General features: G+C 66.3%; 22 protein-coding genes. 12 read left to right on the top strand and 10 right to left on the bottom strand.

The window, feature by feature from the left end:
* Positions 1-307 precede the first annotated feature (307 nt).
* Positions 308-796 carry a hypothetical protein gene (locus tag ACNNMR_RS30090; RefSeq protein ID WP_419997817.1) on the top strand — a complete coding sequence of 163 codons (489 nt, stop codon included), beginning with the start codon at positions 308-310 and terminating at the stop codon, positions 794-796.
* A gap of 2 nt (positions 797-798) precedes the next feature.
* On the top strand, positions 799-1,101 hold the full coding sequence (locus ACNNMR_RS30085; RefSeq protein WP_419997816.1) for a hypothetical protein: 303 nt from the start codon (positions 799-801) through the stop codon (positions 1,099-1,101).
* A gap of 129 nt (positions 1,102-1,230) precedes the next feature.
* Here the strand turns inward: ACNNMR_RS30085 and ACNNMR_RS30080 are convergent, their stop codons facing one another.
* From ACNNMR_RS30080 to ACNNMR_RS30070, 3 genes are all read right to left on the bottom strand, one after another.
* The gene (locus ACNNMR_RS30080; protein WP_419997815.1) at positions 1,231-1,689 is read right to left on the bottom strand and encodes a hypothetical protein; all 459 of its coding nucleotides are present in this window, start codon (positions 1,687-1,689) and stop codon (positions 1,231-1,233) included.
* 892 nt (positions 1,690-2,581) lie between these two features.
* Complete coding sequence (locus tag ACNNMR_RS30075; RefSeq protein ID WP_419997814.1) at positions 2,582-2,998, bottom strand: PIN domain nuclease; 417 nt, start codon at positions 2,996-2,998, stop codon at positions 2,582-2,584.
* Positions 2,995-3,246 (bottom strand): type II toxin-antitoxin system VapB family antitoxin, encoded by a 252-nt coding sequence (locus ACNNMR_RS30070; protein WP_419997813.1) that lies wholly within the window; start codon positions 3,244-3,246, stop codon positions 2,995-2,997. The genes ACNNMR_RS30075 and ACNNMR_RS30070 overlap by 4 nt, the downstream gene beginning before the upstream one ends.
* A gap of 990 nt (positions 3,247-4,236) precedes the next feature.
* Between ACNNMR_RS30070 and ACNNMR_RS30065 the strand changes: the two genes are divergently transcribed.
* The 3 genes from ACNNMR_RS30065 (at position 4,237) to ACNNMR_RS30055 (ending at position 7,541) form a co-directional block, all read left to right on the top strand.
* Positions 4,237-5,574 carry a type IV secretory system conjugative DNA transfer family protein gene (locus tag ACNNMR_RS30065; RefSeq protein ID WP_419997812.1) on the top strand — a complete coding sequence of 446 codons (1,338 nt, stop codon included), beginning with the start codon at positions 4,237-4,239 and terminating at the stop codon, positions 5,572-5,574.
* Between the two features lie 167 nt (positions 5,575-5,741).
* Positions 5,742-6,590, top strand: a complete 849-nt coding sequence (locus ACNNMR_RS30060) for a replication-relaxation family protein (RefSeq protein WP_419997811.1) — start codon at positions 5,742-5,744, stop codon at positions 6,588-6,590.
* 6 nt (positions 6,591-6,596) lie between these two features.
* Positions 6,597-7,541 (top strand): NlpC/P60 family protein, encoded by a 945-nt coding sequence (locus tag ACNNMR_RS30055; protein ID WP_419997810.1) that lies wholly within the window; start codon positions 6,597-6,599, stop codon positions 7,539-7,541.
* A gap of 56 nt (positions 7,542-7,597) precedes the next feature.
* Here the strand turns inward: ACNNMR_RS30055 and ACNNMR_RS30050 are convergent, their stop codons facing one another.
* Together ACNNMR_RS30050 and ACNNMR_RS30045 are read right to left on the bottom strand one after the other, a co-directional pair.
* Positions 7,598-8,083: a hypothetical protein gene (locus tag ACNNMR_RS30050; RefSeq protein ID WP_419997809.1), complete on the bottom strand. Its 486-nt coding sequence runs from the start codon at positions 8,081-8,083 to the stop codon at positions 7,598-7,600.
* A complete protein-coding gene (locus tag ACNNMR_RS30045) occupies positions 8,076-8,579 on the bottom strand; it encodes a hypothetical protein (protein ID WP_419997808.1) in 504 nt (167 codons plus the stop codon). Before ACNNMR_RS30045 ends, ACNNMR_RS30050 begins: the two co-directional genes overlap by 8 nt.
* A gap of 29 nt (positions 8,580-8,608) precedes the next feature.
* Here ACNNMR_RS30045 and ACNNMR_RS30040 point away from each other — a divergent pair, with 29 nt between their 5' ends.
* From ACNNMR_RS30040 to ACNNMR_RS30030, 3 genes are all read left to right on the top strand, one after another.
* Entirely contained in the window at positions 8,609-9,757 is a 1,149-nt protein-coding gene (locus ACNNMR_RS30040; RefSeq protein ID WP_419997807.1) for an extensin, read from the top strand.
* Between the two features lie 185 nt (positions 9,758-9,942).
* Positions 9,943-10,608, top strand: coding sequence for a helix-turn-helix domain-containing protein (locus ACNNMR_RS30035; protein WP_419997806.1), 666 nt, complete (start codon positions 9,943-9,945; stop codon positions 10,606-10,608).
* A gap of 345 nt (positions 10,609-10,953) precedes the next feature.
* Positions 10,954-11,325 carry a hypothetical protein gene (locus tag ACNNMR_RS30030; RefSeq protein ID WP_419997805.1) on the top strand — a complete coding sequence of 124 codons (372 nt, stop codon included), beginning with the start codon at positions 10,954-10,956 and terminating at the stop codon, positions 11,323-11,325.
* Between the two features lie 18 nt (positions 11,326-11,343).
* Here the strand turns inward: ACNNMR_RS30030 and ACNNMR_RS30025 are convergent, their stop codons facing one another.
* The 3 genes from ACNNMR_RS30025 to ACNNMR_RS30015 are packed head-to-tail and all read right to left on the bottom strand — an operon-like array spanning position 11,344 to position 13,444.
* On the bottom strand, positions 11,344-12,252 hold the full coding sequence (locus ACNNMR_RS30025; protein WP_419997804.1) for a hypothetical protein: 909 nt from the start codon (positions 12,250-12,252) through the stop codon (positions 11,344-11,346).
* Positions 12,249-12,923, bottom strand: coding sequence for a hypothetical protein (locus ACNNMR_RS30020; RefSeq protein ID WP_419997803.1), 675 nt, complete (start codon positions 12,921-12,923; stop codon positions 12,249-12,251). The genes ACNNMR_RS30025 and ACNNMR_RS30020 overlap by 4 nt, the downstream gene beginning before the upstream one ends.
* Positions 12,923-13,444 carry a hypothetical protein gene (locus tag ACNNMR_RS30015; RefSeq protein WP_419997802.1) on the bottom strand — a complete coding sequence of 174 codons (522 nt, stop codon included), beginning with the start codon at positions 13,442-13,444 and terminating at the stop codon, positions 12,923-12,925. The genes ACNNMR_RS30020 and ACNNMR_RS30015 overlap by 1 nt, the downstream gene beginning before the upstream one ends.
* Positions 13,445-13,501: 57 nt before the next feature.
* Here ACNNMR_RS30015 and ACNNMR_RS30010 point away from each other — a divergent pair, with 57 nt between their 5' ends.
* The 4 genes from ACNNMR_RS30010 to ACNNMR_RS29995 all read left to right on the top strand — a co-directional run bounded on the left by ACNNMR_RS30010 (position 13,502) and on the right by ACNNMR_RS29995 (position 16,842).
* A complete protein-coding gene (locus ACNNMR_RS30010; RefSeq protein ID WP_419997801.1) occupies positions 13,502-13,795 on the top strand; it encodes a hypothetical protein in 294 nt (97 codons plus the stop codon).
* Between the two features lie 17 nt (positions 13,796-13,812).
* Positions 13,813-14,466 carry a hypothetical protein gene (locus ACNNMR_RS30005; RefSeq protein ID WP_419997800.1) on the top strand — a complete coding sequence of 218 codons (654 nt, stop codon included), beginning with the start codon at positions 13,813-13,815 and terminating at the stop codon, positions 14,464-14,466.
* Between the two features lie 72 nt (positions 14,467-14,538).
* Entirely contained in the window at positions 14,539-15,987 is a 1,449-nt protein-coding gene (locus tag ACNNMR_RS30000; RefSeq protein WP_419997799.1) for a recombinase family protein, read from the top strand.
* Positions 15,988-16,020: 33 nt separating this feature from the next.
* Complete coding sequence (locus ACNNMR_RS29995) at positions 16,021-16,842, top strand: SAVMC3_10250 family protein (RefSeq protein ID WP_419997798.1); 822 nt, start codon at positions 16,021-16,023, stop codon at positions 16,840-16,842.
* Between the two features lie 6 nt (positions 16,843-16,848).
* Here the strand turns inward: ACNNMR_RS29995 and ACNNMR_RS29990 are convergent, their stop codons facing one another.
* Both ACNNMR_RS29990 and ACNNMR_RS29985 read right to left on the bottom strand, forming a co-directional pair.
* Entirely contained in the window at positions 16,849-18,000 is a 1,152-nt protein-coding gene (locus ACNNMR_RS29990; RefSeq protein ID WP_419997797.1) for a hypothetical protein, read from the bottom strand.
* Between the two features lie 15 nt (positions 18,001-18,015).
* Positions 18,016-18,507: a DUF4365 domain-containing protein gene (locus ACNNMR_RS29985; RefSeq protein ID WP_419997796.1), complete on the bottom strand. Its 492-nt coding sequence runs from the start codon at positions 18,505-18,507 to the stop codon at positions 18,016-18,018.
* Positions 18,508-18,994: the final 487 nt, after the last annotated feature.

Below are 18,994 nucleotides of genomic sequence, written 5' to 3'. Positions count from 1 at the left end.
CTTCTCGAAGCCTCATCGCAACAATCCGCGGCAACACAGAAGCGCAGCACTGAGCACTGCTCACCTGAACAGGAGCAGTGCACGGACAATGGGAGAGACTTTCTAGACAGTCAAACAAGATCATGTCAATTGAGCTCAGATTTCGGGCACTCTGTCATCATCCGGGAAAGCGGATGCAGTGAATCCGGGATACCGCACCCACTTTTCGCCTTGTTGTCCGTTTTCTGTCATGACTAGCGTGGCGGGGCTGCGCTGATGTATAACGAGCCGGAATTCTGCGGGCTCTGGCTTATCGAAGGGACTGGCCATGGACAGCGACAGAGAATCGCTCGAGTCTGGGGTCACCACGGAAACCGAATCCGGAATCGGTAATTCACCCACCGAGAAGGCGCGCCCCTACCGATCAGTGTTCATCGTCGCCGCCACCCTGCTCCTGATTGTCGGAGGGTTCGTCGCCTACGGCATCATCGATGACGGCAAAGCGGAGAAGCCGCCCGTCCCCACGGCCGCGGTCACCTATGAGATCACCGGCAAGGGCACGGCCAACATCACCTACCTCGCCCGCAGCGTGCAGGGCAAGTCCACGACGCTGCGGGCTGTCGCGCTCCCCTGGAAGAAGGCTGTCCGAGTGCCCCTCGGCAAGGAGCCGACCGTCCAGGTCCAGCTCAGCGTGCGGGGCGGAGAGGCGAGGTGCACCCTGGCCATCCGCGGCGAACACGTGCAGCGCGCCACCGCCCTTGGCCCGCACGGGCGGGCAACCTGTGCTGCGGCCGAGCTCACGGCCGGCAGGCGTTGACCATGCGTCCGCCGGAATTCACCATCGGTGACCAGGTCTTACACTTCCGCGAAGGCAGGAACATCGGCACGGTCGTGGACGTGGAACGCCGCGGATACGTGTTCCGGCGTTGGGTGTATTACGTGCAGTGGCGACCTGGCGTCGACCCCGTACCCCTCCGCGACGGCTTAAAGCCGGCTTCGTCGCTGATCGGCTACCGGGGGCCGCTGAACGACCTCGACGAACATGGCGAAGATGCCACACATGACGACCCGTATGTGCTGTTGGAGGAAGAGGACGACGGGACGGCCTGCGAATTCTCTTGATCGGCGACACACCGCGCAGCAGGGATCGGCCGCACAGATGCGGAGCGCATTACGCCCCAACGTGATCCCTTACGGCATCAGTGCGAGGTCACGGGCTGGCAGCGGATGGCCAACTCGGCACCCAAAAGGTCAAGATTTAGCTTGCGTTGGGTGCTCGGCCCTCTGATCTTTCGTGGTGTACCGACCGTGCACGGTGAGATAGAAGTGATGAACGGGGGCGGCATCTTGGCGTTCGATCCGCTTACGAGCCACTCCGATCGGATTCCAGATGCGCTCATCCGGCATCCGGACTCCAAGCGGAACTGACCAGAGCTCACGCTGTGCCTCACCAAGGTCCACCCACGTCGCGCCGTGCCGACGAACGAGGACCTCCCCCAGGTAGCCACCGAGATCACAAGCGATCCGCTCGGCTCGCTCGGCGCTCGCGTTCTGGGCTCGCACGGAAGAAAGTATGCGGTCGACAAAGCGTAAGCTGTCGACACTGAAGTCCAGGGGCACGCGCCAACGCTGGACGATCTCGGCAGCAACGTCGGATACGTATGCGGCCATTCGGGCAGCATCGAGCGCACGGTGGTCCAGATTGCCCATCGGGTATCCCAATCCCTAGTGTCGGGTCACTGACTGCCACCTGAGCGCAGCCCAATCCGCGCCTAATAGGGACAGCGTCGTCAGATCGGCGAGCGTCACCATCTGGGCACGTGAACAACCTCATACAACGGCTCTCGCAGTTTCGTACAACCATTTGGCTCACTTATGCGTCGCCGAGTGCGGCCGATGCCGGCGCTTAGGTGCCGGGGCGTGCACAGGAAGTCGACTGCGTCGAAGAACGAGTTCCCGCCGTTTCACCAGCCGTCGGGAGCCGCTGAGGTTGACATTCTGTCTCGATAGTCAAGTCGATGCGGAGTCAGACCTACCCAGATAGCGGTGCGAAGGATCGTAAAACACTCAGCCGCATGCGCAACGAGCCGAACGTCTGCTGGGCTGAATAGGCTTGAGGCTGGCCGAGACCGTTGCCAGCAAGATCCCAGAGCAGTCGCCATACCACACTGACGCCCCGCGGCCGTCGGCAACGGTGACCTGCTGTGCATTGGAGTCCGGTTGCGTATCCACCTCCGACGCCCCGGCTTCCGAGCCGTCGAGATTTATGCGCAGCAACCTCCCCAGTGCCGTATCGGTGGGCTCAACCGCCCGGAGCGCGAACTCCAGCTGCCGCGTAGCCGCTTCAATCACCGGAGCCGAGGTGCTCGCGGGTGACTTGGCACGCAGGAGTCGTAGCGTGTTGCCGGCTGCTCGGACGGCAGTGAAGCGGGTGTCCAGGTCGGGGCGGTGATCAGCAGTCCCCATGCCAGGCAGTGCAACTGGTCGCCCCGAGGATGGCCCTCGTCCAGCAGGGCAGCGGCGTCCTTGGTGCCGAACGTGGGGCCCTCCCTGACACCGGGAACAGGCGCATCCAAGACTGCAGACGACTGCTCCGTCCGGTTCAGTCGGCAGTTCCGGGCGGTACGACCCATTCGGCCCGTTGCCCCGTCACGCCGACGATCATGTCGAAATCGCCGTCGTAGTGCAGGATCGTCACCCGGTGCCGCTCCGCGGTCGCCGCGATCAACACGTCGGCCAGGGACAGCGCTCGGTGGAAGCCAGCGTTCATCGCGAGTGCCTGCACCTCGAGCGCGCGCTCGAGCTGTTCGTCGTTGCACGGCAGATAGTCGAAGGCCCGCAGCAGGGTGCGGAAGCGCAGTGCTTCGGTCTTGTCACGGGCGGAGTAGAGGATCTCGTACTCCACCGGGGCGCAGACGGCCAGCAGGCCGTCCTGGTTCAGCTCGTCCAGCCGTTGCCGTACACCGGACTTGCCACGGCGGGCGAGCGCGGACTTGTCGATGAGATAGCGCTCTTTCACGCCGCGGCGGTCCCTCCGGGACGCTTGAGGGTGCCATCCGCGTGCCGCGGGCCGGTCTTGGCCCTGATCTCCGCGAACATGTCCTCGAACTCACCGTCGTCGATCGCCTCGAACAGCTCACGGCGCAGGCGCAGCTTCACGCCTTCTTCCATGGCCGCACGCACGGCCGCGGCCTTGGTCTTGGTGCCGTACAGGCGCATGGCCTGCTCGACGATGTCGTCGTCCAGATCGATCACAGTTCTCGCCATGGGAACCTCCTAAGCCGCCCACCATCAAACGATATCAGAAGGGCAACATAAATGACATCGACTTCAGATCGCGCCCTGCACTCCCACGCCGACCGCTCACCACGTCAGGGCCGGCCGGGCCGACGGCGGCCACGCCAAGTGGCCAGTCATCGAAATCGCCACCTTTGCGCCACGGGGTCCGGCCGACCCGACCCGCAGGACCATGCGAACCGTCCACGTCTCATCGCCAGCGGACGGAAGCAGACATGGCAGACCAGCACAAACGGCGACGCGAGCCAAGTGAGCCCGGGGCCGGGTTGACAGTCCACGCCGAGTTCGCCGCCATCCCCGGACCCGACGGGGAAGAACTGGAACGTCCCCGGGCGGCAGCCGTCCGCGACGTCCTACAGTGACTGCACGGCCAGCGGCAGGATCACGAGCGACCATCCGATCGGACCTGACAGGGCCTGTTCCCATGCTCTGGGTGCCCCACAGGGTTCCGACCGGCGCACAAGTGATCAGTCCCCTGACCTGCATAAACAGCAAAGACCTGACGGCCAGTCAAGCAATCCTGACAAGCCGTCAGGTCTCGCGCACCCGAAAAGGCGCCCTGACCTGCGCTTTCCTTGCGCAGTGGGTGCCCCCGGCGCGGGACCCGGAACATGGGAACTGGGATCGAGCCCGCTGCGCAGGGACCATCTGGTGATCACTAGCACCGTGGCAGTCAAGTGATCGACGGGTGTCCCCCGCCAGTTTCGTTGGCGGGATCCGAACCTGCGACACCCGCTTTAGGAGAATGATCAACTCGGTTGAGCATGACCCCAACTTGCAGCGTTGCCACCTCGGGCGTAGCACTGGAACCGGAACCACCACTGTTCGCCGGAGGCTCATGGCACGATCCGTGGCCCGGAACTGGACTAGGTCCCACCCGTCTCCAAGGGCGCCACGCCGACACTCTGGCCGGCAGTGGCCACTTGGCGTGATGGGCACGCGGTCGCGCCAGCGATCCAGATGCGCAGTCGAGCTTGCCCGTCGCTGCCGCTCCCGGGCGCGTCGAGGTGTTTACGGCTGTGGCTGCCCGGCGACGGCATCAAACCCATCGGCCACACCGACATTGGCCCCCGCCGAGCGGTCGGCCTCACCGCCGCCGACGCCCGCCAGCACCTGCACGTGCTCGGCGCCACCGGCTCCGGCAAGTCCACCCTGATCGCCAACCTCGCCCTGCACGACGTCGACCAACACCGCGGCGTGATCGTCATCGACCCCAAGGGCGACCTCGTCACGGACATCCTGGCCCGACTCCCTGAGAGCTGCGCCGACCGCCTGGTCATCCTCGACCCCGGCGACCTCCACCCCCCGCCCTGCCTGAACGTCCTCGACGGCGGCGCCGCGGACGTGGTCGTCGACAACGTCACCGGGATCTTCGCCCGCATCTTCGCCGCTTTCTGGGGCCCGCGCACCGACGACGTGATGCGCGCCGCCTGCCTGACCCTGCTCGCCTACGCCCGCGCAGCCAACCGCCCCGTCACCCTCGCCGACATCCCCCGCCTCCTCGGCGAGCCGGCCTTCCGCCACCGCATGCTGCCCATGGTCAAAGACCCGGTGCTGCGCGGCTTTTGGAGCTGGTACGAAACGCTGTCCGAACCCACCCGGGCCACCGTCATCGGTCCGGTGATGAACAAGCTGCGCGCCTTCCTGCTCCGCGACTTCGCCCGCCGGGCGCTGACCGCCGGGGCGTCCACCTTCCACCTGCCCGACATCCTCGCGGGCGGCATCCTCCTGGCCCGCCTGCCCAAAGGGGCCCTCGGCGAAGAAACCACCCGGCTGCTCGGCTCCTTCGTCGTCGCCAAAACTTGGCAGGCCGCCGCCGCCCGCGCCCACACTCCCGAACACGCACGCACCGACGCCTCGCTGTACATCGACGAGGCGCACAACTTCCTCACGCTGCCGTATCCGCTGGAGGACATGCTCGCCGAGGCCCGCGGGTACCGCCTCTCTCTCACTCTGGCCCACCAAAACCTCGCGCAGCTGCCCCGTGACCTGCGCGAGGGCATCTCCGCCAACGCTCGCAACAAGATCTTCTTCAATGCTTCCCCCGAGGACGCCGCCGTCCTGGAGCGCCACAGTCTTCCCGCCTTGACCGCGCACGACCTGGCCCACCTCGGTCGCTACCAAGCCGCCGCCCGCTTGGTAGCAGACGGCGCCGAGACCGCCGCGTTCACTTTCACCACCACCCAGTTGCCGGCTCCCGCACCCGGCCGGGCCACAGCCCTGCGAGCTGCCGCGGCCGACCGCACCAGCCAAACACCCAGCCGCCTTCGCCCGGCTAGGCCCTCACACGAAAGGTGACACCACGATGCGTCCGACTCCCAACCCCAGCGGTCCCGGCAGCCCGAGCGGTTCGGGCTACGTGCCTAGGGTCTTCTCCACCCGGAGGCGCGGCCAGCCGCCACCCCAACTGGCCGAGCTCGTACACCGGCTCACCCCCCCCCCGCGACTTGTGGACGGTGGCGATGGTGCACGAACACCGTGTGCTGACCGCCACGCAGCTCACCCGGCTGGCCTTCACCGGCACCCGCTGCGCCCAGCGCCGGCTGCGGATGCTCCACGAGTACGCCGTACTGGACTCCTTCCGTCCCCTGGTCGCCCGCGGCTCCGCACCCCAGCACTACACCCTCGGCCGCACCGGCGCTCAGGTCCTCGCCGCCCAACACGCCACCGACCTCGCCGCCACCGGCTGGCGCTCATCCGCCACCGGCCGCATCGGCTACTCGATGACCCTTGGCCACGACATCGCCGTCAACGAACTGTTCACTCTGCTCTCCGCCCACACCCGTACGGCCCGCGCCCCCGGCACCGGTCTGGCCCTGTGGCTCTCGGCCCGCTCGGCAGCGCGCCGTTGGGGCGACCTGACCCGCCCCGACGCCTACGCCCACTGGATCACCGACGACCACCGGCTGCTGCCGCTGTTCTTCGAGCACGACACCGGCACCGAGAACCTCGCCCGCCTCGAAGCTCGCATCGACACCTATGCCAACTTCGCCACCACCACTGGAACCCGCCCCGCCCTGCTCATCCACACCGCCACCACCACCCGCGAACGCAATCTCCGCCGCCGCCTCGCCTCCCTTGCCCGCGGGCACGGCTTACTGGTCGCCACCACTTCGGCGGAGTATGCCGCCTCCACGCCCTGGGGCCGCTGCTGGACCCCACTGCACCCCGATTGGCCGCGCACCACCCTGGACGGCCTGGCCACCTGTTGGCCCGACCTGACCGAAGCCCCCGGCCTGGACACCGACAGCGAGCAACACATCCCACAGCCGTTCGCCGACCCGGTGCCGCCGCTGCCTCCGGGCGAGGAGTAAGCCGCCATGTCCAAGGCCGTACTTGCCCTTATCGCCAGCGTCCTGGCCGTGGTCCTGCTGGCCGCCGCCGCTGTCACCGGCGTCTTGGGCGTGCTCGGCCCCACCCCGGCCACAGCCGCCGGACAGTCCGCCCCCAGTCGCTACGCCATCACCGACATCCCGCGGAGGATGCTGGCGCTCTACCGGCGTGCCGCACCCGAGTGCCCCGGCCTGGACTGGACGATCCTGGCTGCCATCGGCAAGGTCGAGACCGACCACGCCCGCATCCGCCCGATGGTCTCCTCGGCCGGCGCGGTGGGGCCGATGCAGTTTCTACCCTCCACCTTCCAGGCCTACAAGAACCCGGTGCCGCCGGGCGGGAAGAAGCCGCCCACGCCCTGGGACCCGGTCGATTCGGTCTACGCTGCGGCCCGCCTGCTGTGCGCCAACGGCGCGCGCAACGACAAGAACCTCCGCCGAGCAATCTTCAGCTACAACCACGCCACCTGGTACGTCAACAAGGTCCTGCGCATCGCCGCCTCGTACGCGGCCTCCGTCTCCGCCGCTCGCGTCGACGGCCGCCCCCCGACGATACGCGCCGCCGTGGCGGTGGCGTTCGCCCGCAACCAGATCGGCCACAAGTACGTGTGGGGCGGCGACGGCCCCGCCGAGGGCGGCTTCGACTGCTCCGGGCTGACCAAGGCCGCTTACGGCCGCGCCGGCATCCGCCTGCCGCGCATCGCACAGGCGCAGTACGAGGCGGGCCCGCGTCTGCCCCGCGGCACCCGCATTCGTCCCGGCGACCTCGTCTTCTTCGGTACTCCGAGCAACGTCCACCACGTGGGCATCGCCACCTCCGCCACCCGCATGATCAATGCGCCCAAGCCCGGCACCCGCGTTCGTGAAGAGGCCATCCGCTACCCGGGCGACGACTACCTGGGTGCCACCCGCCCAGCGGCTCCGGGGCGGTGAGCTGTTGTGACAGCAGCAACAGCCACCGCAGACGGGAACCGACTGCGCCCGATCGACTACGCCTGCGGCGACTCCGCCAGCAACTTTAGCCGGTCGCTAGCCGCGTCGAAGCGCAGCAGGGGATGCCCCGCGTCACCCTCGGCGTACATCAGCACCTGCCGGTCCAGGTGGCGTCCCACCGTCCGCAGGAAAGCGCAGAAGGCATCAAGCTGCTGCTGGCCCTGCAGCTCGCGCAGGTCGACATCAAAGTCGATCGACTCCGGCGCGTACGCCCTGAAGATCACCAGCATCCCGGGCGTGGGACGGACGCGCAGTTCCACGCTGTCCTCGTGGACGGCATTCCACAGTCGCCGCGCGTCCGCCGGGATCGGTCGCACCGTGCCACCTTCCTCGTACGTGCACGGCCAGTCCTGCTCCGCGATCAGCTCCAGCAGCGCCTGCCAGCCGGCCATGCCGGCGTCGTCAACGACGAGATCGGGCAGCGCCCCGACCAATTCCGGGTCGAAGATCTCAGCCACCTGCTCCCAGAGCAGGTCAGCCATCAGCCATCACCCGACGCGGGTCGAGGACGATCTCCTGGAAGGTCCAGCAGTCCGCGGACTCGATCGCCAACTCCGCCCCGCAGCCCGCGCATGCGAGGTTTGCCCCGTCCGATCCGTCCGGGCCGCAGCAGCCGTTACGGCGCCCGGGATCGGCCACCGGCACCATCCCGACGGCGTCCGTGGGGCTGAGCACCACGCTGCCGGTGGGCCCACCCGGTACATGCACCCGCTCGCCCTCCTCGGGCGCGGGCACGTACCAAAACCGCGACGGCTCCGGATCGTACGCAAAGGTGCCCGGCGCCACATGCGGCGGACAGTCCTCGAACCCCTCCACCTCGTACGGGGCACGCACCGTCTGTGGATCCGGCAGCGGCACCTCGCGCACCAGCCGGCTCACCTCGGTGCTGCACGCCGCACAGCGAAACATCTGCACACCGACCAGCATCACGCCCGCCGGACCGCGGCACCAGCGCATTTCCTCCCGTGCGCCACGCACGGCCCGCAGTCTTCCGTCCGGAGCCGCTCATGAACACTTCCGACCGCTCCGACGGTTCGCACCCCGCCACCGGCGACTCGGTGGAGGCGGAGGTCCGGAGGCTGCTCACGACATTGACCCGCTTCCTGGCCTCCGTGGCGCTGCTGGCACTGGTCTTCACCGCGGTCAACGTCACCCTCTTCGCCGTGGCCTCCGGCATCCCCTGGCCGATCGCGATCCTCCTCGACCCCCTGGTCGCGCTGACCCTGACCGCCGTGCTGTACGCCGACGCCCGCCTGGCCGCCCTCGGCGTGCGCCCACCCGGCTGGTCCACCGCGCTGCGCTGGGGCTCCGGCCTGACAGCCGCATTACTGAACACCTGGAGCAGCCTCTGGCCCGACAGGCAGCTCGGCTGGCCGACCAACGCCGACGTCGCTGGAGTCGTACTCCACATGGTGCCGCCGCTGATGCTCATCGGCCTGACCGAAACCGTCGCCGCCTACCGTCGCACCCTGGCCGATCTCACCCGCGCTCCGGATTCCCGCCCTACGCCGTCCTCGGTGACCGGCACGAGCAAGGGCCGGCCGGAATCGCTCTCCGGCTCTCCAACGGAGCCCTCGGCGATCCACAACCGATCCGCCAGTTCCTCAGCCGATCCGCAACACCGGACCACGGCTGGACCGCCGACCGTCGATCGATCCGCAGCCGTGCTCGGATTCGCCGCCGACCGCGCTCGCACAACCAGCACACAGCCATCACCAGCCGCGGCCACCGATCCGCGCTCGGCACCGCCGATACCGGCCAGCTCGCCGGTTCACCCCCGGCCCCGTCCCGAGACGGCGCCGGACGGCGGCCACCTCGGGCCCCACACGGCCGACGACACCCCGACAACAGCCCCAGTGGACCCCCACACCCCAGCCGGGCGACGAAAACCCGACAGACGGCGACCTGTTCACTCGCGCCCTGGCCCTGGATGCCGCATCCCGCGCGCTGTTCGGCCGCGGCGTCAGCATCCGCCGGCTCCGCACCGAGCTCCACCTCGGCCCGAACCGCGCCCGCACCCTGCACGAGCGGATCGTCCGCCACCACCCCGACCCGCCGCCACGCTGACCGCCCCACCGGTCACCGCTCTCCGACAACACCCGATGCACTCCCCCACATCCGCCAAGAGTTCTTCCGCGATCCGCTTGACGACGTAGCCGATCCAGAGCGTCGATGGTCGCGAAGCCCGACGCGGACAGATCCACGCACCGTGGATGTGCCGACTGCCGCTCCAGCGGCAATCCTGCGCAGCGCACGCAGCCGCAACGGGCCAACTGCCGAACCGGCAGCCCCGGCCGGGGGTCCCAGAAATCGCAGCACGACGGAGAACGAGGACCCCACGATGACGACGCACGACGCCCTCAGCGGCGCTCCGGCCAACGTCCACACCCACCTCCAGACACAATCTGCCGGTACCGCCCTCACTGTGACCGAGGTTGCCCTGGCCATCGGCCTGGGCCGCTCCACCGTCGGAAAGGCCTTGACCGCCCTGGAGGAGCGCGGACTAGTCGGCCGGCAGCCCGGCAGTACCACCAGCGGACGTCGCAGCCCCGACCGTTGGACCGCGTCCGGCACGGTGGAGATCAAGCCAGGCGCAGCGGCTGAGGCTGGGTCCGCGCGGGTGCAGCAGACGCTGGTGCCGGACGTCCGGACCGGCATCGGCGTCGCTGCTGAGCCCGAGCCGCCCGTGACCTGCCCGGACGGCCGCGCCGCAACCGACACGGACAAGGCACAGAACCCAGCGCGGCCGCGGGCCTCGTACGGGCCGCCGAAGCGACGTGCCCCGGGGCAACTGCGCGAGCGGGTGCTCCAGTTCCTGCAAGAGCGGCCGGGCGAGGAGTGGGGACCGACAGGCCTGTCCCGACAGCTGGAAGCATCATCCGGGGCGATCAGTAACGCGCTGGACAGGCTGGTACAGCTGGGACTGGCGCGCCAGACCTCCGAGAAGCCGCGACGGTTCACCGCGATTTCCGAGCTGGAGCCCGACCCTGCCGGAGTCAACGAGTAGGCAAGGTGCGCACCGGGCTGCCAACGCCTGCGGCGTTGGCAGTCCGGACCACCCCGGCGAGGGCCGGTGACACACCCGTACAGGGAGTGGCCAGCTAACGCCCGATGCAATCGCCGGTTCCAGGTTGGCGATGCCTGGAACGAAGATGGATAACACGGAACTTCAAGATCGATTCGCAGCGCGCGGAGGTGCTTCACACTGGGGCAAGTACAGCACCGAGACGCATCAAAGCCCGTATGGTGATTATCAAGTGCACTACTACATGAACCGAGTGTCTGGCGAGGTCATGTACGACTACGACTACAAGGTCGTCATGAACCGCAGAGTGAGCAGAGGGAGCACCCCGTGAAAGTGAGGTTCACCGGCGCTGAAGGTCACGAGCAGAGCGTTCGTCAGGGGGCGGATGCGCTGCGTCAGGGGCAGGTATACGTGGTCCTTGAGGCGTACTGTCAGGCGGACGGACCGAACTACTTCAGGATCGAGTTCCGTAGAGGCGAACTTCCGCCCCTCTTTGACTCGCGACTCTTCGAGGTGGTCGATTCAGAGGTGCATTCATCGTGGGTGGTGTCCACCGAGTGGGAAGGGTCGCTCACAATGGCGCCTGCCGCCTGGCAAGTTCCGGGGTTCTGGGAGAAATTCATGGACCATTTCCCTGGCGCGTTCGAGATCTATGAGGTCGGCAGAGATGCCCTGATGGCGGGGAAGTCCCCTCTTTGAGCACGCCCGGGGCCTAGGTCACTGCGGGGGCACTTCCTCGACTACCGTCTCACCGAACCGCCACGATCCTCGATTGCCGAAAGCTTCAGCGCGCAGGCCTTCCTCCCAGGCGATACGCGCCGCCTGCGGGTAGGTCAGGTCAGGATAGGTAGCGGGTGTCACTTTGATGTAGCCGCGGCGGTCGGCTGGGTGGGTCCGCAGGGCCTCGCGCAGCTTCTCCTCCTGCTCCGTCCGCGTGGAGTGGTCGGCGGTGACAGCCTTGTGGAACTTCTGTGCCGCACTTGGCCCTTTTCGTGCGTCCCTGGTCCTGGCCGTGTCCGAGCCGCGCCAGGTCATCCAGCCGATGGTGCCGAGCGCAGTGAGTGCGAGCGCTCCACCGCCGAGTGACTCACCGGTTGCGTCCACCGCGCCTGGCGTGCTGGGCGCGAGCTCGCCTTCGGGGTCTTCGATCACAGTCAGTTGCTGTCCGACATCATAGCGGTCGGACGTGGTTTCCAACTCGGGCCCAGGGACGCGGGTGCCATCCGGCCGCGCCAGGGTGTAGTGGGAATGACGACCTTTGCGGCCCTGCGCCGGATCGAGCCGTTCCTTCACCACTTTGGCCGTGATCTCCTTGCCTCGCTGTTGAAGAGTGAGGTCATCGCGCGCCAAGCCGATAACATAGGAAGCCCCTACGGAGAGCAGCACGATGAAGAGCGTCGCGTACGTGCTCGACTCCCTGGCGCCCAGCTTGCGGATGAGCACGATGAGCAACACTCCGTGCACGACCCACACGGACGCCTGGACGGCCGGTCCGGTCTGGTCAGCAAGCCAAAACATCCCGGCGATCACTGCCAGCACGTAGCAGCTGATGCCGACGGCCAGCGGCACGGGGAATCGCGTACGTCGCGCCCTCCCCTCGTCCTCCGCACGGGCGATGCCGCTCATGCCGATGCTTCCTCCTCGCCTGGTTCCTCCACCGAGACTGACTTCATGATGCTACTGAGTACGTGGAGGTACTCATCCCAGTGCTCAAGGTCCTCTGACGTGAAGATGAAGAGGGCCGATCCCGGGCCGGTCCGCAGCGGCACCCAGAATTGCGCCTGCCGCAACATCACGTGCACCGCATCTTCCACGCCGAAGAGGGCACCAGGGATCTCCAGGTCCAGATCGCGTATACACAGCGCGGATATGCCGTATGGCAGCATGACCAGACCGACTTCAGCGTCCGGGAACAGGCTGCGCCACTGGGCGGCCGTGCGATTCGCTGCGCCCTTCCGATCCTGGCTCTGCGGGCCGGACTCCGGACTTTCGATAACTACGCAGAAGGTCCCCTGGGACAGCACATCCCCCGGCATACGGAGCAGGCAGCTGGAGACGTGCTCTGCGCCTGCCGCAATCATCGTCTGGAGGATGTATTCGCTCGATGCCACGATTCTGAGTTTCTGCTCCTGCGTGGCCGTGGCGAAGAGCGAATCCGCCACGTCCGCCATCCGCAGCGCACGCGCCTCGGGCTCCTCCGTGAGATCGAAGGTCATGAACCCCGGCGGCAGTTCGAACCACAGGTCAGGTCCGGGCAGAGACGACCCGACAGGCATCGGTGCTTCGGTAGAGGCCATCAGTCCGTCAACTCCCAGGCGGTCAGACCGGCCGCACTGCCGAAGGCGGTCACCCAGCCGGCCTTGCCCCCTCCGCTGCCGGTAGCGATGTTGCCCACCCCGGTGCCCCAAGTGGCGGCGTCGTAGCGGCCTGTGCTCGTCTGATACGCGTTGATCGCGGTCGGGGCCGTCCAGGCGACCTGGGCGGTGGCTTGGGTGACCTCCGTGGCGGTCAGCGCGGCACCCCGCGAAACGCCCAGCTTGGTGGCGGCGGCCATGATGGGCTTGTCGATGACCTTCGCAACCGGGTCAGCGGCTTTCATCACGTTCTTCGCCGTCGTCCCAGCCGTCTTGATGCCGACCTTGGTGCCCGCAAGCAGCCCGCCTAGGCCGCCACCGATCCGGCCGTCCGCGTGGTGCGGGCGCGTAACACGACCAGCCCTCCCCAGCGGCTCCTGCCGTGGGCGCTCGCCGATGGGCTGGCCCAGTTCCCATCGAGCCAGATCCTGGGCCTCGCCGCCTGGCACGACCGACGCCAGCATGTCTCCCTTCCATGGTGTCAGCACCAGACAGTTGGGCCGCCCAGGGGAGCCACGCCTATGGACACGAAGTCACATTCCGTCAACCGCGACGACGGGCTTGACGAGGACGGGGAGACCGAGCGTCGATGGTCGACGGCCACCCCCGACATCGGTGGGGAACCAGCGACGCCCATCCCCAGGGCGCTGTCCGCGCCGGTCGCGAAGGTGGTCATCGAGTACGTCGCAGTCGGCGGCGTCGACGCCAAGGCGCTAGAGGAGCGTCAGGCCGCGGCCATCCGCGAGGTGCTGCTCTGTCTGCACGCTCGCCGAGTGGATGCGGGCTTGGCACCTCCCTGCTCCCAAAGCGAATAGGCGTCACCCTGCCGAAGATGGAGGACCACGCCATGACACCGCCCGGACCGACCGCTGGCTCCTGGGGCCATGCAGAATCGCACCGCCCCTGGTCTCAACCCGGTGAATCCGTCCCCGAGACGCCTCCCGTCACCGTTCCGGTGGCCTGGCTGGGCAGGACCTCAACCGAAGACGCCCAGGACCCCACGCTGTCCTTGCCCCGTCAGCTGCGCAATGCTCGCGCCGCCCTCCCCCCGGGTTGGGTGATCGTCGCGCACTTCTACGACGTGGAATCCGGACGTAAGGACCTCGACGCCCGCGGCACGTCGCAAGCCCACGAGCGTTTCTCCATCCCGATTCCGCGTGATGGCAGCATCACGGACCTGCTGGAAGAGGCCCAGCGCCCCGACCGCCGGTTCGCCGCAGTGATCTGCGAGTCGATCGAGAGAGTGGCCCGGCGGACCTACTTCGGCACGAAAATCGAGTACGAGCTGGAGCAGGCCGGCGTCGCGCTGTGTGCCGCGGACGAGCCGATCGTCACCGGACCAGGGGCAAAGCGGGCGACACCGACGCTGACACGGCGGGTCAAGCAGGCCGTGTCCGAGTGGTACGTACTGCAGATGCTGGAGCTGTCCTGGGACGGGTTCATCGAGCACACCCGCCAGGGCTGGAACACCGGAAAGCCGCCCTAGGGCTATCTCGCCGAGAAGGTGCCCCACCCGGTTCCCGCCCGGCGGGCGGAGGGCCGCACCAAGCACCGGCTGGTGCCCGACCCCACCCGCTCCCCAGCCGTCACTCGCATCTATCACCTGCGCGCGCTCGACAAGCTCGGCTACGACGCCATCGCCGACCGGCTCAACCTGGACGCGGCCGCCTACCCGCCGCCCGAGCCGACCCGGGCACGCGCCGCCCTCGGGCGGTGGAGCGGCTCCGCCGTCCGCGAGATCCTCCAGAACCCGAAATACACCGGCTACCAGGTATGGAATCGCCGCGCCACCAAGAAGGGCGGTAAGAACAACGCCCCGAAGGAATGGATTTGGTCGCCGCAGCCCACACATGAGCCGCTGATCACGCGCGAGATTTTCGACATGGTCGCGGCCATGGCCAGACAGCGCCAAGGCTCGCGCTCTGGCGCCGACCGGAACCGTCACCCGGCAGCCAAGCGCAGCTACACGCTCCGCTCCTACGTCTACTGCGACCTGTGCGGGCGGCGGATGTTCGGCAAGAGCCGGCACAAGATCTCGTACTACGCCTGCCAGCCAGATGACCGCTACCACCGCGATGAGTCATGGTTTCGCGCCCATCCCAAGGGGCTTTGGATCCGGGAAGAGATCCTCCTGGAGCACGTGGCGAACTTCTTCGCCCTGCGCGTCTTCGGCCCCGACCGGCGCACTTATTTGGAGCCCGGCCTGTCGGCCGCCTCTCGTACGACCGAGCGGGAGGTGCACGCCGAGCAGCGCGCCAAGATCGAGCGTGCCATCGCGGACCTTCAGGAGAAGCAGTCCCGGCTCATCCAGAGCCTCGCCACCGGTGGGGACCCAACCGCACCGGACTCAGACCCCGACGCCGAGCGAGCCTTCCGAGATGCGATTCGCCACGAGCACGCCGCACTGGGCAAACAGGCTCAGGTCCTCAGCCGCCAGCTGACCGAACTGCGGACCGAATCAGCACCCACCACGCCCTCGCCCTGTAATGCGGCGCTGCTGGATTGCCTACCGCAGATCGACATCGACCTCGCCACGCTCTCCGAGCAGACCCAGCGCCGGCTGTACGACGCGTTCGGGCTGGAGATCCGGTACCACCGGCACCGCGAAGAACTCACCCTACGGGTGTCCCTCGCGGCATCACTGCTTGACGAGCTGGTGTCCGTCACCCGCGAGCTGGACCCAGGGAACAAAAAATCGGGCACCCGCACCGAAGTGCTGGCACCCGATCACGGCACCCGGGACGGACAATCCGGAAAAACCCGGCACATCCGTTCCCATGTTCTGGGTGCCCCCGGCAGGATTCGAACCTGCGCACACGGCTCCGGAGGGGGTAAGCGCCAATCAAGTGGCCGCTGGCCAGGACGCCGCCTCGCCCTCTTGAGCTACCTTCTGTCCACGCATAGTCCAAGATCACCAATTTGGCTCCTGCAGCGCACCGTTGGCTCGCTACCGCGCCACGCCGGCAACCCCCTTGCATCGCGCGATCCAGGTGCCGACCACGTGTGAGTCTGGCACACTCGATCACGGCTGGAACGGGGGATGCCTGTGCGAGAGTTGCAGTACTTGTCGACTGCCAAACTGGATGACTTCCTTGAGCCGCGCCAGAGGGCATTCACGGATAGAGCTGTCGAAGCAGAGGCAAGCGTCCTGGGCACTGGAGGTCGCATCGCGCTCGGAGAAGGCGCCGCCGCAGAGCTGACGGACGCAGAACGCCTTGAGCGCGTTTTAGCGCATCTTCGTCCGAAATGTTGGGCTCACACACAGATGCCGGAGAGCTGCGCCACGCTGGGAGTTGGCGCCTGGCTGGAGTTTCGCGGGTTCTTTAGATATGGCGCAGCCCTAAGCGACCTGGGGATGCGTGACTTGGGGGTATTCGCCTACGCCTCCCTGGAAGATGACGACTGTAGGCACCTAAACGACGAGTTCTGCAACGGAATTCAAGTCCTGCTCTGCGGGTCGAAACAGCACGTGCGTGACTATCGCGATTACCCACCCACCCGAATGGGTTCCGGTTCAGACTGGTTGCATGAAATGGCGGCTGATCTGGTGGCCAAGGAAGCGCGCGGGGATACATCCTTGCCAGCTTCTCTAAGATCGACCAATCTAAACGACCAGGAGTTCGCGGCACGTTCTGCCTTTTCGATGATCTCGCATTTCTACCGGACTCCTGGCTATCTGAATGGTCACGCACGCGTGCTGTGTAACCTTCCACCCGAGCGCTTGCGTCATCGCCTTATCGTAGCCACTCCGCTGTATGTAGAGGTAGGCCATCAACCGAATCCTCAGACGTCGAACCAGCCTGAGCCATCACCGCGATCTCGTTGGCGACGCACCCTGGGGTTTCGAGGGCGCAGAGGCTGATCCCGATCAGTCAGACTCAAGGGTTAGATCTGTCGACATGAGCGCGGGGTCAGGCCCAAAGTCGCTGACATCCATGGTGGATGGACCTGATGGCGGACTGTGAAGGATTCCCAGGACACGGACCGGGGTGCCGGTGTCGTGACAATTTACCGCCTGATGATATTGACGCTCGGGCAACTCGATCCAGACCACTCTCCGACGCCGTTCAACCAAAGCCTCGATGCCTACCTTCCCGGTAGCATCTTCCGGCCGTCGACTAAGGTCTGTAATGATGCCGTAGATAACATTTTTTCGAGCGTAAGAATGTCGACGTAATTGGTCTGAAATTCTCCCGACGGTTTCAATGGCGACATCATTGAATTGCACTTGAGGTGACGCTCCGGGAGGAGGTGGTGCCACCTTTGACCAGCGAAATTCGACGTCCAGTGCGGCCACGGAGTCGGTCTGGATAATCTTGTTTACTGCTTGGCACAGTTGGTACGATACGCCTTCGCCAACGGAGTCACTGATTTCGCTGACGGTTGGCTCCCTATGAGCACTCGTCATATCTTCGAGTACGCTCAGAGCGCGAGACATCGTAGCTGTTACTCGCCTATCGAACAGAGTCTCCTCGACCTGAAGATCGAGATGCTGTTGCTGCGGCGCATATACGTCTTCCGGAGCCCTGGCTTGACTAATAATTGGAACCACATAGGATCCACGGCGAGTCTGCCCCAATCGGACTTCTCGAGCCTGATCCCGGGCACGGTGCGGGTAACTCCGATAATGACTCTGCCGTCGAATCGTGGCCGCCGCCGAAGCCATTCGTAGCCGCTTAGCTGACAGGAATAACTCATATCCCGCATCAAGCGGAATTGATCCATCAATTAGCGTCGGGTGTGAAGCTCTGAGATCTGTTACGTCGTGATAAACGGTCGCAATTGACGTGTGGACATCTTGTGCGCCCCTTTGTTCAATCCTCTCCAGATCTCGAAGCAGGATATTCGTCCGCTTGTCGAAGTCCGGAGCTCCCGGCTTCATAGGAACCAGGACGACTTCCTCCGTCGGCCCCGGCAGGCTCCAGAGTTCCGCGAAATCTCCACCCGAGACTGGAGACCAGCCTGACACCTTAAGGTAGCTTCGAATTTCATCAGGCCCGAGGTTCAGGTCGGAGTTCATCACATCAGTTCACCCCTAGTTGGCCACGCCGGCCAAGCGGCGCGCCGCCTCGAACATGATTCCCATGGCCTTCACGGTGAGGGGTTGATCTTCAGGCAGATGCACTGCCGTTGTGCGAGAGCTCCTCGCTCCGCCCGAACCCTGCAGAGACGCCCAGTAACCATGACAGGCAAGGACGATCGACTCCGACTGATGTGTCACCCAACGGCCGATATCTGGAGGGACGACGAGTAGGGCTAAGTGCGCTGGAGCCGAGCGTTCCGGATCTCGAAGCTTGTTGTAGGTTGCTATGTCAAGATCGAAGCTGTAGCCACCCCGCACGACGCGCGGACTTTGCGTGCACTTGAGCTGAATGTCAACCATGAGGCCGCGGGAGCGGAGCGTCACATCCACGCCGTCCTTGTCGACGTTCCAGTCACATATTGTGTAGCCCCCTTGAGCCGCGAGGGCATGCACGTACACACGACTCACCTGCTCCTTCTGCCAGCTCGTTGCCTCCAGCGCCACTGGCACCCCTCCCAGACGTGTGATCGAGAGAATATGGTCTCGATAGCCGCCTGGGAATAGGGCATTTCAGCGAGGAGCGCAGGACGCGAAGATCGCGCCACCAGGTAATCGAACACGTGCGCCCGTGTCTCATTGTGGCAGCTCGCTCTGACATTGCGAAAGGTCTGCACGAGGGCGGCGGAGCGGCTTTGGGCGGGAGCTGCCTTGGGGCGAGGGATCATGAGGGCCTAAGCTGACCGGCGACGGGGCAGGTATCACCCCTGCCCGGAATTGACCCGGTGGCCCTCATGATCGTAGAGGCTCGCCCCAAGGTGGCTGCCTAAAGCCGTGGAGCCGGCCGGACGCAACCACGGACATCCACCTCATCAACTGCCGCTGTGTGGCGCGACCGACCGGCGGCCGGCCGCGCGGGGCGAAGACATGAGCGCGGGCCGAGTCGCTGGGCGGGCGCGCGCCGCGCTGTGCGCGGCAAGCGCCCCTTGATGGT

The sequence above is a fragment of the Streptomyces boninensis genome (genome assembly GCF_048572725.1).
GTDB classification, from domain to species: Bacteria; Actinomycetota; Actinomycetes; order Streptomycetales; family Streptomycetaceae; genus Streptomyces; species Streptomyces boninensis.
Note: the sequence above shows the minus strand (reverse complement) of the source record. Positions and strands in the feature narration are given on the sequence as shown.